We start from the raw sequence: 12,647 nt of genomic DNA on the forward strand, positions 1-12,647 counted from the left end.
AGCTGGCGCTCCTGGCGGCAACTGCGGCGCTCAACCAGGTCTCGCCGAAAAACGCCGAGCTGTTGGCGGCGACACGGCTTGCCGAACGCCACGCCGGGATGTACGGCGCGGTGGACTTATCCGATACCGATCAGCGCGCGCTGCTGGCGCGGGCGCTGCCATGAAGGTTTGCTGATGGACGCACTCAATCCCGATACTTCGCCGTCGGCTGTCGAACCGCCGCCGCTCCCCCCGCGGGTCTGGAAATTCTGGGGCACCGCACTGTGGGGCCTTTTGATTTTCGCCGCGATGTTCGTCGGCCAGGTCACGGTCATCGTCTGGCGCATCGTCGCGCAGGGCGGGGAGGTGTCGACGGCCGGCATCACCCACGTGGTCGCCGACGGCCTGACGATCTCGCTCTCGGTCCTCGCCGGCCTGCCGATGGTGTTGCTGGTGCTGTGGTTCGCGATCCGCAGGACCCGGATCCCGTTCGCCGATTATCTCGGGCTGCGCGGGACGTCGTGGAAGAACGTGATCATCGGCGTCGTCGCGCTCGTCGTACTGGTCGGGGCCTGGGACATGGTGTCCCGCGCCGCCGGCCGCGAGGTGTCGCCGGGCTTCATGGGCGACGTGCTGAAATCGGCGCAGGAGCACAGCGCACTGTGGCTCCTGGTGATCGCCTTCGCCGTGGCCGCGCCGCTCTGGGAGGAACTGTTCGCACGCGGCTGGCTCTACCGCGGCTGGTCGGAATCCGCGCTCGGACCCTATGGCGCGATCCTGCTGTCGTCGATCGTCTGGACCGTGATGCACCTGCAATACGATTGGTTCTTCCTCTGCCAGGTGCTGACGATCGGCCTCCTGTTCGGCTATTTGCGCTTCCGCACCGGCTCGACCTGGCTGACCATCCTGCTGCACGGGCTGAACAATTTCGCGGCGACGATCCAGACCTGGTGGCTGGCGGGATCGTAACGCCCTGTCCAATTGCTAGGAGCCAACAGGTCGCGCGGACGCGCGCGCGACGACAGGTTCCGCGACGAAGCAATCGACGTCTCTGCACGCGGAAAGATGGATTGCTCCGCTTCGCTCGCAATGGCGGGAGTGTGGACCAAGGGGATGTCGGTGCCCCCGTCCGAGTGCTATGATCCAGATTCAATGAATGAGCGCGGGCCGGTCCGAAACTAGGCAGCGGCGGCTGCCGTCGTGCGAGCTCTTCTCATGGCTATCTTGATCCGAGCAATCCTGGCCGGCGTCGTCGCGCTGGCGTCTCTCGGCGCCATCACGCAGCAGGTGCGCGACCAGGGCGTTACCGACACCGAAATCCGGATCGGCAATGTCATGCCGTATAGCGGCGCGCTGGAGATTTTCGGCCAGATCGGCAAGGCGGAAGCCGCCTATTTCGAGATGATCAACGAACGCGGCGGCATCAATGGCCGCAAGATCCGCTTCATGTCCTATGACGATCTGTCGGATCCCTCCAACGCCATGGATCTCACGCGCATTCTGGTCGAAACCGACAATGTGCTCTTGATGTTCGGTTCGTTCGGCACGCCGGGGAATCTCGCGGTGCGGAAGTATCTCAACGAACGGAAGATCCCCCAGCTTTTCGTTGCTTCCGGCGATCACGAGCTCAGCGAGCCGGCGGCCTATCCGTGGACCATGGGCTGGCAGCCCTCGTATCGCGAGGAAGGGCGCATCTACGCCAACTACATCCAGGCGTTCTATCCCGGCAAGAAAATCGTGGCGCTTTGGGAGAATGACCAGTTCGGGCGCGAATTGTTCAAGGGACTGGTGCAGGGGCTGGGCGACGTCGCCCACAACATCAGGGTCGACATCGCCTATGATGTCGACGATCAGCACCTGGACGGCCACGTCTCGATCCTGAAGCAATCGGGCGCCGAGGTCTTTGTGTTTGCCGGAGTACCGGAAAATGCCGCCAAGGTGATCCGCGCGGCGGCCGACCACGGTTGGCGGCCGGTGTTCGTCGTGAACCAGATGGCGTCATCGATCGAGACGGTGCTCAAGCGGGCCGGCACGGAGAATGCGACCGGCGTCATCACCGCCGCGTTCCTGAAGGATGCGAGCGATCCGGCCTGGAGAGCGGAGCAGGGCGCCTGGTACAGCTTCCTGGACAAGTATACCAAAGCCGGCGGCAAGGATGACGCGGCCGCAGTCTACGGCTATGCCGCCGCCGAAACGATGGTCGAGGTGCTCAGGCAATGCGGCAACGACCTGTCGCGCGAGAATGTCATGAAGCAGGCCGCGGCGCTCAGGGATTATCAGGCGTCCGCCTTGCTCCCCGGCATCAAGATCAACACCGCTCAGTTCCGACCGGTCGAGCAATTGCGGTTGCTTCAGTTCGATGGCCGTAGCTGGCAGCCGATCGGGGATGTGCTCGATACGGCGTTCGCCGGTTCGGCCGGGAAATAGCGGCGATCAGGAGAAGCCGTACAAGCCGCGCCCAATCGTTGCTGGCCCTCGCTCTTGCTGAAGCGCAAGGGCGAGTTGTGGTGCTACGTCGCTGGGACCGGCGGGCCGGTCTATTGCGGGAGGGCGCGCCGCTCGGCGCCGACGGGGCTTCGAAAGAGACGCGATTTCGAAAGTAATGACTTGTTGCGCGGATGGCACAGGAGCCCGCGTCCAAATCAGGTACATTGATACTGTATTGAAAGACTTTTCATCACCCGGAGCATTGCGTTGGCGTCAGACGCAGTCAGTCTGGCTGATACAACAAGCGTAGCGGACGCGGCAGCTGCTACAGCGCCTTTTCGCGTAAAGATCGTGACGCGCGACGAAATCGCCGGTTGTCCCGCTTGGGCTGCCAGCTTCGCCGACTTGCGCAAGGATCACCGCTACTACGAAATCCTGGAGGATACGCTCCGCGAGCGCGTCGAGTACCGGTACTTCGCGATCATCGACCGGGCAGGCTGTCTCCATGCCGTCCAGCCGTTTTTTCTTCTCGACCAGGACGTTCTCGAAGGACTTGGAGCGCAATGGCAGCCGCTGCTGGCGCGCATCCGAGGCGTCGTTCCCGGGTTTCTCAAAATGCGAACCCTGATGGTCGGATGTTTCGCCGGGGAAGGGCATCTTGCCGGATCAAGCACGGTGCCGTCCGGCAAGATCGCCGAGATTCTTTGCGGGGAAATCGTCACACTCGCAAGATCGTGCCGGGCGCAGCTCATCGTCCTGAAGGAATTCCCCGCGCGCTACCGGCCGGTGCTGGATTGCTTCGTCCGGCGCGGCTTCGCCCGCGCGCCGAGCATGCCGATGACGGCGCTCAATATCGAGCACGACGACTTCGATGCCTACATGCAAAATGCGCTGCCGCGGTCGGCGCGCTGGCAGCTCCGCAAGAAATTCAAGGCAACCGACGGTGAAACCATAGCTCTTACCGTCACCGACGACGCAAGGAATGCCGTCGACGAGATCTATCCGCTCTACCTGCAGGTCTTCGACCGCTCGAAATTCCGTTTCGAAAAACTGACAGCCGACTATCTCCGCCGGCTCGGCACCGACATGAAGGACAAGGTCCGCTTCTTCATCTGGCGCCGTGGCGGCAAGGTGATCGCCTTCAGCCTTTGCATGGTGGAAGGCGACAGTCTGTTCTGGGAGTATGTCGGCCTCGACTATGCTGTCGCACTCGACCTTCATCTTTATTACTACACCATTCGCGACATGATGAATTGGGCGATCGCCAACGGTTACAGATGGCTTCGAAGCACGGGTCTCAGCTACGAACCGAAATTCCGGATGCGGCATGACCTCGATCCGCTCGACCTCTATGTGCGGCTTCGCTCTCCGCTTCCGAACGCGATCTTCAGGCTCCTGTTGCCCTGGATCGTCCCGGCCCGCTATGACAAGACCCTGCGCAAGTTCGCGAACTATCGCGAAGTCTGGTAGCAACCGATAGGCGCGGCGCCATGCTGCCTCGGCTCCAGTCAAGGCCGATTGGGTACGCCCTCTAAAGCCCCACTGCGGCGATCACGATCGGCATCGTGATCGCGGCCAGGATCGTCTGCAGCGTGATGATCTGGGCGAGCAGCGGCGCGTCGCCGCCCATCTGGCGCGCCAGCACATAGGCTGACGGCGAGGTCGGCACCGCGGCGCAGGCCGCGACGATGGCGAGATCGGGCCCGGTAACGCCGAACCACACCGCGAGCGCGACGGTCAGGACGGGCATCAGCACGAGTTTCAGCACCAGCGCGATGCTCGCGGCGAGGCTGGGCCGGAAGATGCCTTCCAGATGCAGCCCGGCCCCGGTGACGAGCAGGCCGATCGCCAGCGACGATCCGCCGAGCGCGTCGGCGACGTCATACCAGATCTGTGGCAGCGGGATGTGCACGACATTGATGACGAGCCCGATGACGCAGGCCCAGATCAGCGGGTTCTTCACGACAGTCATCACGATGGCGCCGGTCGAACGCTTTGCGGACGAGGCATAATTCGCCAGCACGGCGACGCTGAACACATTGACCAGCGGGATGATTGCGACCATCGCGACCGAAGCCAGCGCGAGGCCTGTACTGCCATACAGATTGCGCGATACCGACAGCGCGACATAGGTCTGCCAGCGGGTCGCGCCCTGGAAGATCGAGGTGAAGGCGGGACCGTCGACGCCGGAGCGCGCCAGCGGGCCGCGCAGCGCGAGGCAGAACAGCGACATCACCAGCGCCGCAAGCAGCAGCGCGCCGCCGACGCCCGCGACCGGCACCTTGGTCAGGTCGGCCTTCAACAGTGTCTGCACCAGGAGCACCGGGAACAGCACGTAATAGGTCAGCCGCTCCAGCCCGTGCCATTGCGTATCGAGCGGCATCAGCGTGCGCTTGAGGACGAAGCCGAGCACGATCAAGAGGAACACCGGCAGCAGCGCCGCGATCACCACGGCCATGGTCAGCGCTCCCCGCGCAGCTTCGCGAGCCGGTCCAGTGCGCCCTGCAGGATGAAGATCGCGGCGTGCTCGTCGATCACCTCGGCGCGCCGGGCGCGGCTGACGTCCATCCCGATCAGTTCGCGCTCGACCGCCGCGGTCGAGAGCCGCTCGTCCCACAGCCCGATCGCAAGCGCGGTGAGGCCGGCGAGGTTGCGGGCAAACGCCCGGGTCGATTGCGCGCGCGGGCCTTCGCTGCCGTCCATGTTGATCGGCAGCCCGAGCACGAAGCCGACGGCATTGCGTTCGGCGGCGATCGCGAGCAGCCGCGCCGCGTCGACCTTGAACTGCTTGCGCTGGATGGTCTCGACGCCGGTCGCCAGCCGCCGGTCCGGATCGGAGGCGGCGACCCCGATGGTCTTGGTGCCGAGGTCGAGGCCGACAAGCGCGCCGCGCTCGGGCCAGTGCGGCGCAGCTTCGATCAGGGGAAGGATGGGGGCGGGCATGGCGCTAGTGTCCCGAATCCGAAGTTCGCATCATTTGCCGCACCTTCGGAGCGAACTTCGGATTCGATAAGGACACTAGCAAACTTATGATTCTAGTGTGCTTTATGAATGCGAAGTTCGTGAAAATGGCTGCCGCGAAATCGCACGAACTTCGCATTCAGCACACTAGCGCTTAGCACGCACCCGCGCGCCGAGGCAAAGCCCGGCGCTGCCGTGGTGTCCATGCGAAAACGCCGGTCAGGCGGCGATCACCCGCTCGTCGCCACCGAGGCACGCGGCCAGCCCCCGCAACGCGCTGTACTGATGCGCGGTGCGGCGCTGGATGAACAGCGTCTCGACATGCGCATGCTGCGGATTGAGCTTGTGGATGTTGATGTCGCGCTGGACGTGATCGCGCTCGACGACGGCGCGCGGCAGCAGGGTGACGCCCATGTCGGCGGCGACGCAGCCGACCATGCCGTCGAGCGTGCCGAACTCGAAGCGGACCGCCGACGGCCAGCCGAATTCGGTGAACACCTGTTCGAGACGCTGCCGGTAGGTGCAGCCGGTGCGGAACACCAGCGCGGTCGGGCCCGACTCCGGCGTGCCGGCGCGCAGGGCGGCCAGCGATTTCCAGCGCTGCGCGGTGACCAGGACCAGTTCCTCGGTGAAGGCTGATGTCGCTGACAGTTCGGCATGCTCGATCGGACCGGCGACGAAGGCGCCGTCGAGCGAGCCGTCGAGCACGGCGGCAACGAGGTCTGCGGTCGGCGCGGTGCGCAAGGTCAGGCGCACCGCCGGATAGCGGCGATGAAACTCGGCGAGCAGCGTCGGCAGCCGCACTGCGGCAGTGGTTTCCATCGAGCCGATCGACAGCGGACCCTTCGGCTCGCCATCGTCGCGCGCGGCGAGCACGGCTTCGCGCGACAGCGCCGCCATGCGCTGTGCATAAGGCAACAGGCGGCGGCCGGCGCCGGTCAGCGACATGCCGCGGCTGTGGCGCTCGAACAGCGCGGTCCCGATCTCGGCCTCCAGCGCCTTGATGCGCTGGGTGACGTTCGACTGCACGGTGTTCAGCTCGTCGGCGGCCCGGGTGATGCCGCCGAGCCGGGCGACCGTGGAAAAGGTGAGCAGGTCGGTCAATTCCATCTGGGATCACCGTTCTGATTTAGAGATGGTAGCGATCTCTAGTATTCATTATCCGAGAATGTTAGGCCCGCTTAGGCTGCGAGTCCAGAACAGCACGTCCAGAACAGGGAGCAAGCGCATGCCGATCAGCACCGAATTGACGGCACGTCTGGGCATCGAGCATCCGATTCTGCTGGCGCCGATGGACACGATCGCCGGCAGCGGGCTGGTCAAGGCGGTCAGCGCCGCCGGCGGCTTCGGCATTCTGGGCGGCGGCTACGGCGACAAGACGCGGCTGCAGACCGAGACCGCGAGGCTGAAGGGTTTTGCTAAGCCGTTCGGCATCGGCTTCATCACCTGGAGCCTGGCCAGGCAGCCCGACCTGATCGACATCGCACTGGATGCGCGGCCGCGCGCGGTGATGCTGTCATTCGGCGATCCCCTGCCGTTCGCGCCGAAGATCAAGGCGGCGGGCGCGCTCCTGATCTGCCAGGTGCAGAGCGAGGAGATGGCACAGCGGGCGCTCGATTGCGGCGCCGACATCCTGATCGCGCAGGGCACCGAGGCGGGCGGTCACGGCGCATCGCGCACAACGCTCGACATCGTGCCGGCGATCATCGATTTCGCGGCGGGGCGCGTGCCTGTGGTCGCGGCCGGCGGCATCGCGGACGGGCGTGGCCTCGCGGCGATGATGATGCTCGGCGCATCCGGCGTGCTGATGGGAACGCGCTTCTACGCCAGCGTCGAGGCCGACGCGGCCGAGCAGGCGAAGCAGCTGATCTGTGCGGCAAAGAGCGGCGAGACGGTGCGCGGCGTGGTGTTCGACTGGTCGCGCAAGCTGATGTGGCCGGCGCCGTTCACCGCGCGTTCGCTTGCCAACGATCATCTGCGGCGCTGGAGCGGGCGCGAGATCGAGCTGATGCAGCGCGCCGACGAGGTCGCGGTGGAGTATGCCGCCGCGAAGGCCGCGGCCAATTTCGATGTCGCCGCGGTGTTTGCCGGCGAGTCCGTCGGCCTGATCCATGATATCGTTCCGGCGGCCGAGATCGTCGGCCGCATCGTCGCCGAGGCCGAGCAGTCGCTGCAGGGCCGGCGCAACTCTCTTTCCTCTTTGACCTGAACAAGCGTGAGACACACCATGTGGCCGGACCGTCGATTGATCGATCGTTTCAAGACCGAATTCCCAATCGTGCTGGCGCCGATGGCCGGCGTGATGGATGCGGAGCTGGTGATTGCGGTGGCGCAAGGGGGCGGGCTCGGCTCGCTGCCATGTGCGATGCTGTCGGCCGAGAAGGCGCGCGAGCAGGTCAACATCATCCGTCAACGCGTCTCTGCGCCGGTCAACCTCAACTTCTTCTGCCACAAGGCGGTCGACGCCGATCCGGCGCGCGAGGCGAACTGGCGGCGGCGGCTGGCGCCTTACTATCGCGAGCATGGTCTCGATCCGAATGCGCCGATCAATGCAGCGAACCGCGCGCCGTTCGATGCGGCGTTCTGCGCCGTGGTCGAGGAGCTGAAGCCGGAGGTCGTCAGCTTCCATTTCGGCCTGCCGGAGCCAAATCTGTTGCAGCGGGTGAAAGCCACCGGCGCCACCGTGATGTCGTCGGCGACGACGGTGAAGGAAGCGATCTGGCTCGAGGAGAACGGCGCTGACGTCATCATTGCGCAAGGCGCCGACGCCGGCGGCCATCGCGCCATGTTCTTGACCGACAACATCGCCGAGCAGCCCGGGACGTTCTCGCTGCTGCCGCAGGTGGTGGATGCGGTGAAGGTGCCGGTCGTCGCGGCAGGCGGCATCGCCGACGGGCGCGGGATCGCCGCGGCATTCGCCCTCGGCGCCTCCGGCGTTCAGGTCGGCTCGGCCTATCTGCGCTGCCCGGAGTCCAAGGTGACGGCGCAGGCCCGCATCGCGCTGGCGCAGGCGAGCGACGAATCCACCGTCATCACCAATGTGATGACCGGCCGTCCGGCGCGCGGCGTCGCCAACCGTGTGATGCGCGAGGTCGGGCCGATCTCGCCGGACGCGCCGGCGTTCCCGCACGCAGCAACCGCCCTCGGACCGCTGAAGGCGGCTGCCGAAAAACAGGGGAAGGTCGATTTCACCAATCTGTGGGCCGGACAGGCGGTGCGGATGGGCAAGGAGATGCCGGCGGCCGAGTTGACCCGCGCGCTGGCCGGCGCCGCGCTGGCGCGGATGGCGGCTCTGTCTCAGGCCTGACGCGCGGTCTCGTTCAGACCAGGCATGCCACGTAGAGGATCGCGACCCCCAGCGCCGTGCCGATCGACCAGAGGGCGGGGTCCCAGCCCTCCGGGCGGGGGCTGCCGTTGAGCATTGACATGACGCGCTCCGAACTTTTTGTTTGGGTGGAGTAGGCGCCGTGAATGTTTCGAGACGACTTCGCGGCGGCCGCGAAGTGGTTTCGTCGCCGTGTTTCGCAGCCGGAATGCGTGGCAGGGTGTCTTGCCTGGTCGCCAGAGGGGCGCAAAGCCCTGTTGGGCGGGCAAATCCGCGCGGTTGCGGCGCAAAACCGGCGTCTGCTATACGGCAGGCTGACCTTTCAGCCCCGAGGCCCTATATAATGTCCGTAGACGCCACGACCGTCCGCCGCATCGCGCATCTGGCGCGGATCGCGGTCAGCGACGCCGAAGTTCCCCATCTCCAGGGCGAACTGAACGCGATGCTGGCCTTTGTGGAGCAGCTGTCGGAAGTGAATGTCGACGGCGTCGAGCCGATGACCTCGGTGACGCCGATGGAAATGAAGAAGCGCGCCGACGTGGTCAATGACGGCGAGATCGCCGACGTCATCGTCCGCAACGCGCCCGACACCGTGAACGGCTTCTTCCTGGTGCCGAAGGTGGTCGAGTAACGCAAGCATCGCGTTTTCGAGCGAAGTGGATACCGGTTCGCGTGAAGAAAACGCTTCAAACAAAAGCGACAAAGTTCAATGTGTCTGCTGTGCGACGATGAGAAGGCCTACAAGGCCTATATGGACTTCCTCGATGCCATGGAGCGCAAGGGGAAGGTCGCCGATCCCAACGCGGCGATGGACGCCGTGCTCGACCATCTTGAGGCGCTTGACGCCGCCCGCGCCAAGGAAAATGCCAAGGCAAATAACCTGGCGCGCCAAGACGACCCCGCCAACGACAAGACCCTGTCTCCGTTCTTCTGCAGCCCGATCAATAAATGACTGATTTGACATCGCTGACGATCGCCGAGGCCCGCGAGGGCCTGGCGAGCAAGTCTTTCACCGCCCGCGAACTGACCGACGCGCATCTCGCCGCAATCGAAGCCGCGCGTGTGCTCAATGCCTATGTGCTCGAAACGCCCGACCGCGCCCGCGAGATGGCCAAGGCCGCCGACGCGAAAATTGCAAAAGGCGAGGGCGGACCGCTCGCCGGCATCCCGCTCGGCATCAAGGACCTGTTCGCGACCCGCGACATCAGGACCACTGCGTGCTCAAATATCCTCGGCAATTTCATTCCGCCCTACGAGTCGACGGTGACCTCGCAGCTGTGGCGCGACGGTGCAGTGCTGCTCGGCAAACTCAACAATGACGAATTCGCGATGGGCTCGTCGAACGAGACCTCGTGCTTCGGCCCGGTCACCAACCCGTGGCGGCGCGAAGGCTCCAACACCACGCTGGTGCCGGGCGGCTCGTCCGGCGGCTCGGCTTCGGCGGTGGCGGCTGCTCTCTGCATGGGCGCGACCGCGACCGACACCGGCGGCTCGATCCGCCAGCCCGCCGCGTTCACCGCAACCGTCGGCATCAAGCCAACCTATGGCCGCTGCTCGCGCTGGGGCATCGTCGCGTTTGCATCCTCGCTCGACCAGGCCGGCCCGATCGCGCGCTCGACGCGCGATGCCGCGATCCTGATGCGCTCGATGGCGGGGCACGATCCCAAGGACACCACGTCGGTCGACATCGCCGTGCCGGACTACGAGGCCGCGATCGGCAAGTCCGTGAAGGGCATGAAGATCGGCATCCCCAGGGAATATCGGCTCGACGGCATGCCGGCCGAGATCGAAAAGCTCTGGAGCGAGGGCGCGCAGTGGCTGAAGGCCGCCGGCGCCGAGCTCGTCGAGGTGTCGCTGCCGCACACCAAATACGCGCTGCCGGCCTATTACATCGTGGCGCCGGCCGAGGCCTCGTCGAACCTCGCGCGCTATGACGGCGTGCGCTACGGATTGCGCGATCCGGGCAAGAACATCATCGAGATGTACGAGAACACCCGCGCCGATGGTTTTGGCGACGAGGTGCGCCGCCGCGTGCTGATCGGCACCTATGTGCTGTCGGCCGGTTACTACGATGCCTATTATCTGCGTGCGCAAAAGGTCCGGACGCTGATCAAGAAGGATTTCGAGGACTGCTTCGCCAAGGGTGTCAACGCGATCCTGACGCCGGCGACGCCGTCGGCGGCGTTCGGCATCGGCGAGAAGGGCGGCGCCGATCCGGTCGAGATGTATCTCAACGACATCTTCACGGTGACCGTGAACATGGCGGGCCTGCCGGGCATCGCCGTGCCCGCCGGCAAGGACACGCAAGGTCTGCCGCTCGGCCTGCAACTGATCGGCCGTCCGTTCGACGAGGAGACGCTGTTCTCGCTCGGCGAGGTGATCGAGCAGGCGGCCGGCCGGTTCACGGCGCCCAGATGGTGGTGAGCGATGGCGGATTTCCGCGCCAGTCTCGCCGACACCGCGCCCGATGCGGCGCTGTCGCCGCCGCTCGCCGCGTTGTGGTGGGCGAAGAAGGGCGATTGGGACCAGGCGCACCGCATCGTGCAGGACGAGAGCGACGCCAATTCGGCCTGGGTGCATGCCCATCTGCATCGCGTCGAGGGCGATCTTGGCAATGCCGGCTACTGGTATCGCCAGGCCGGCCGGCCGGTCGCAAAGGACACGCTCGAGGCCGAGTGGGAGCGGATCGTTGCCACGCTGCTTGCGCAGCGCGGTTAAAGGACGCCGGTGCGGAGGCACCGCGAGCATTAACCCTGTTTCGGCCGCCATGCCGCTGCCCAGATTGGCCGTGATAGGCTAATGGAACCGGGCGGGGGCCAGCGGCAAAAGAGAGTATTCGTGCGTGGGTCGGGCATAGGGGGATGGCTGTCAGCAATGCTGGTGGCCGTGGTGGCGGCGGGCCTTGCCGGCTGCGCCTCCGTCTACAATCTGCCCGGCAACGTCCCGCTCGGCGCCGCGCTCGCCGACAACAGCAGCGCCCGCGACATTCCGGCCTACGAAGATGATCTGCTGCTCGCACTGTCGTTCTCCGGCGGCGGCACCCGCGCGGCGGCGTTTTCGTTCGGCGTGCTGGAGGAGCTTGACCACACGCGTTCGAGTGCGGCGGGCACCAAGACGCTGCTCGACCGCGTCGACTTCGTCTCCGGCGTCTCCGGCGGATCGGTCACCGCCGCCTATTTCGGATTGAAGCGCCGAGCGGCGCTCGACGATTTCCGCCAGCGCTTCCTGCTGCGTAACGCCGAGGAGGGACTGAAGACCCGGATCTCGCTCGGCAATATCGGGCGCGCACTCGGCGGCGGCGTCAACGACAGCCAGTTCACCGACTGGCTCGATCAGAATGTGTTCGACGGCGCGCGGTTCGACGCATTGGCCGACGATCGCCGGCCGCGGGTCTGGATCAACGCGTCTGATATCTACAACCGCACGCCGTTCGTGTTCGGCAAGACGTCGTTCGATGCCTTGTGCAGCGACATCAGATCGTATCGTGTCGCCGAAGCGGTGGCGGCATCCGCCGCGGTGCCGCTGGCATTCGCCCCGATCGTGCTGCAAACCTATCCCGGCGGCTGCGCCGCGCCGCTGCCGGCCTGGCTCGAGCGGGTGCGCAACGATCCGAACGCACAGCCGTTGCTGCGCGCCTACGCCGAGGCCCAGGCACATTACCGCGACGGCTCGATGCGCTACGTCAAGCTGCTCGATGGCGGCCTCGTCGACAATTACGGCCTGTCGGGGCTGAGCATCGGCTTGCTCGCCGCGCAGCGTCCCTACGAGCCGCTGAACGAGCGGCAGGCGGCCAAGCTGAAACGCATTCTGTTCCTGGTGGTCGACGCCGGCCGCGGCATCTCCGGCGACTTCGTGCAGACGCTCGAAGGGCCGAGCGGCGTCGAACTGGTGTCCGCGGCCGCCGACACCGCGATCGATGCCAGCGTGCGCTCCAGCTACGCCGCCTTCACGGCGC

The 12,647-nt window shown here is 65.6% G+C and carries 13 protein-coding genes; 10 read left to right on the plus strand and 3 right to left on the minus strand.

Annotation, left to right across the window (positions count from 1 at the left end; all coding sequences use genetic code 11):
• Positions 1-174: 174 nt before the first annotated feature.
• The 3 genes from AKL29_RS23390 (at position 175) to AKL29_RS23400 (ending at position 3,876) form a co-directional block, all read left to right on the plus strand.
• A complete protein-coding gene (locus tag AKL29_RS23390) occupies positions 175-948 on the plus strand; it encodes a CPBP family intramembrane glutamic endopeptidase (RefSeq protein WP_050385784.1) in 774 nt (257 codons plus the stop codon).
• A gap of 246 nt (positions 949-1,194) precedes the next feature.
• The gene (locus AKL29_RS23395) at positions 1,195-2,406 is read left to right on the plus strand and encodes an ABC transporter substrate-binding protein (RefSeq protein WP_028336366.1); all 1,212 of its coding nucleotides are present in this window, start codon (positions 1,195-1,197) and stop codon (positions 2,404-2,406) included.
• A 351-nt stretch (positions 2,407-2,757) separates the two neighbouring features.
• Positions 2,758-3,876 (plus strand): GNAT family N-acetyltransferase, encoded by a 1,119-nt coding sequence (locus AKL29_RS23400; protein ID WP_244482330.1) that lies wholly within the window; start codon positions 2,758-2,760, stop codon positions 3,874-3,876.
• Positions 3,877-3,937: 61 nt separating this feature from the next.
• Here the strand turns inward: AKL29_RS23400 and AKL29_RS23405 are convergent, their stop codons facing one another.
• The 3 genes from AKL29_RS23405 to AKL29_RS23415 all read right to left on the minus strand — a co-directional run bounded on the left by AKL29_RS23405 (position 3,938) and on the right by AKL29_RS23415 (position 6,477).
• Positions 3,938-4,864: an AEC family transporter gene (locus AKL29_RS23405; RefSeq protein ID WP_050385785.1), complete on the minus strand. Its 927-nt coding sequence runs from the start codon at positions 4,862-4,864 to the stop codon at positions 3,938-3,940.
• 2 nt (positions 4,865-4,866) lie between these two features.
• On the minus strand, positions 4,867-5,349 hold the full coding sequence (gene ruvX, locus AKL29_RS23410; RefSeq protein ID WP_028341005.1) for a Holliday junction resolvase RuvX: 483 nt from the start codon (positions 5,347-5,349) through the stop codon (positions 4,867-4,869).
• Positions 5,350-5,586: 237 nt separating this feature from the next.
• Positions 5,587-6,477 carry a LysR family transcriptional regulator gene (locus AKL29_RS23415; protein ID WP_050385786.1) on the minus strand — a complete coding sequence of 297 codons (891 nt, stop codon included), beginning with the start codon at positions 6,475-6,477 and terminating at the stop codon, positions 5,587-5,589.
• Positions 6,478-6,535: 58 nt separating this feature from the next.
• Between AKL29_RS23415 and AKL29_RS23420 the strand changes: the two genes are divergently transcribed.
• The 7 genes from AKL29_RS23420 to AKL29_RS23450 form a co-directional block, all read left to right on the plus strand.
• Positions 6,536-7,576: an NAD(P)H-dependent flavin oxidoreductase gene (locus AKL29_RS23420; RefSeq protein ID WP_082190672.1), complete on the plus strand. Its 1,041-nt coding sequence runs from the start codon at positions 6,536-6,538 to the stop codon at positions 7,574-7,576.
• Between the two features lie 18 nt (positions 7,577-7,594).
• Positions 7,595-8,674 (plus strand): NAD(P)H-dependent flavin oxidoreductase, encoded by a 1,080-nt coding sequence (locus AKL29_RS23425; protein WP_050385788.1) that lies wholly within the window; start codon positions 7,595-7,597, stop codon positions 8,672-8,674.
• Between the two features lie 361 nt (positions 8,675-9,035).
• Positions 9,036-9,323: an Asp-tRNA(Asn)/Glu-tRNA(Gln) amidotransferase subunit GatC gene (gene gatC, locus AKL29_RS23430; protein WP_050385789.1), complete on the plus strand. Its 288-nt coding sequence runs from the start codon at positions 9,036-9,038 to the stop codon at positions 9,321-9,323.
• Positions 9,324-9,401: 78 nt separating this feature from the next.
• Positions 9,402-9,644, plus strand: a complete 243-nt coding sequence (locus AKL29_RS23435; RefSeq protein WP_028333819.1) for a hypothetical protein — start codon at positions 9,402-9,404, stop codon at positions 9,642-9,644.
• Positions 9,641-11,116, plus strand: a complete 1,476-nt coding sequence (gatA, locus tag AKL29_RS23440) for an Asp-tRNA(Asn)/Glu-tRNA(Gln) amidotransferase subunit GatA (protein ID WP_050385790.1) — start codon at positions 9,641-9,643, stop codon at positions 11,114-11,116. Before AKL29_RS23435 ends, gatA begins: the two co-directional genes overlap by 4 nt.
• A 3-nt stretch (positions 11,117-11,119) precedes the next feature.
• Positions 11,120-11,410: a hypothetical protein gene (locus AKL29_RS23445; RefSeq protein ID WP_028333821.1), complete on the plus strand. Its 291-nt coding sequence runs from the start codon at positions 11,120-11,122 to the stop codon at positions 11,408-11,410.
• A 156-nt stretch (positions 11,411-11,566) separates the two neighbouring features.
• The coding region (locus tag AKL29_RS23450; protein WP_244482339.1) for a patatin-like phospholipase family protein at positions 11,567-12,647 on the plus strand (1,081 nt) is incomplete at its 3' end.

The sequence above is a fragment of the Bradyrhizobium pachyrhizi genome (assembly GCF_001189245.1).
Classification (GTDB): Bacteria; Pseudomonadota; Alphaproteobacteria; order Rhizobiales; family Xanthobacteraceae; genus Bradyrhizobium; species Bradyrhizobium pachyrhizi.

What these genes read in the sequence shown, in the direction of transcription:
- AKL29_RS23390 (WP_050385784.1), top strand. Translation starts at nt 175, where the DNA reads ATGGACGCACTCAATCCCGATACTTCGCCGTCGGCTGTCGAACCGCCG.
- AKL29_RS23395 (WP_028336366.1), top strand. Translation starts at nt 1,195, where the DNA reads ATGGCTATCTTGATCCGAGCAATCCTGGCCGGCGTCGTCGCGCTGGCG.
- AKL29_RS23405 (WP_050385785.1), bottom strand. Translation starts at nt 4,864, where the DNA reads ATGGCCGTGGTGATCGCGGCGCTGCTGCCGGTGTTCCTCTTGATCGTG.
- ruvX (WP_028341005.1), bottom strand. Translation starts at nt 5,349, where the DNA reads ATGCCCGCCCCCATCCTTCCCCTGATCGAAGCTGCGCCGCACTGGCCC.
- AKL29_RS23415 (WP_050385786.1), bottom strand. Translation starts at nt 6,477, where the DNA reads ATGGAATTGACCGACCTGCTCACCTTTTCCACGGTCGCCCGGCTCGGC.
- AKL29_RS23420 (WP_082190672.1), top strand. Translation starts at nt 6,536, where the DNA reads ATGTTAGGCCCGCTTAGGCTGCGAGTCCAGAACAGCACGTCCAGAACA.
- AKL29_RS23425 (WP_050385788.1), top strand. Translation starts at nt 7,595, where the DNA reads ATGTGGCCGGACCGTCGATTGATCGATCGTTTCAAGACCGAATTCCCA.
- gatC (WP_050385789.1), top strand. Translation starts at nt 9,036, where the DNA reads ATGTCCGTAGACGCCACGACCGTCCGCCGCATCGCGCATCTGGCGCGG.
- AKL29_RS23435 (WP_028333819.1), top strand. Translation starts at nt 9,402, where the DNA reads ATGTGTCTGCTGTGCGACGATGAGAAGGCCTACAAGGCCTATATGGAC.
- gatA (WP_050385790.1), top strand. Translation starts at nt 9,641, where the DNA reads ATGACTGATTTGACATCGCTGACGATCGCCGAGGCCCGCGAGGGCCTG.
- AKL29_RS23445 (WP_028333821.1), top strand. Translation starts at nt 11,120, where the DNA reads ATGGCGGATTTCCGCGCCAGTCTCGCCGACACCGCGCCCGATGCGGCG.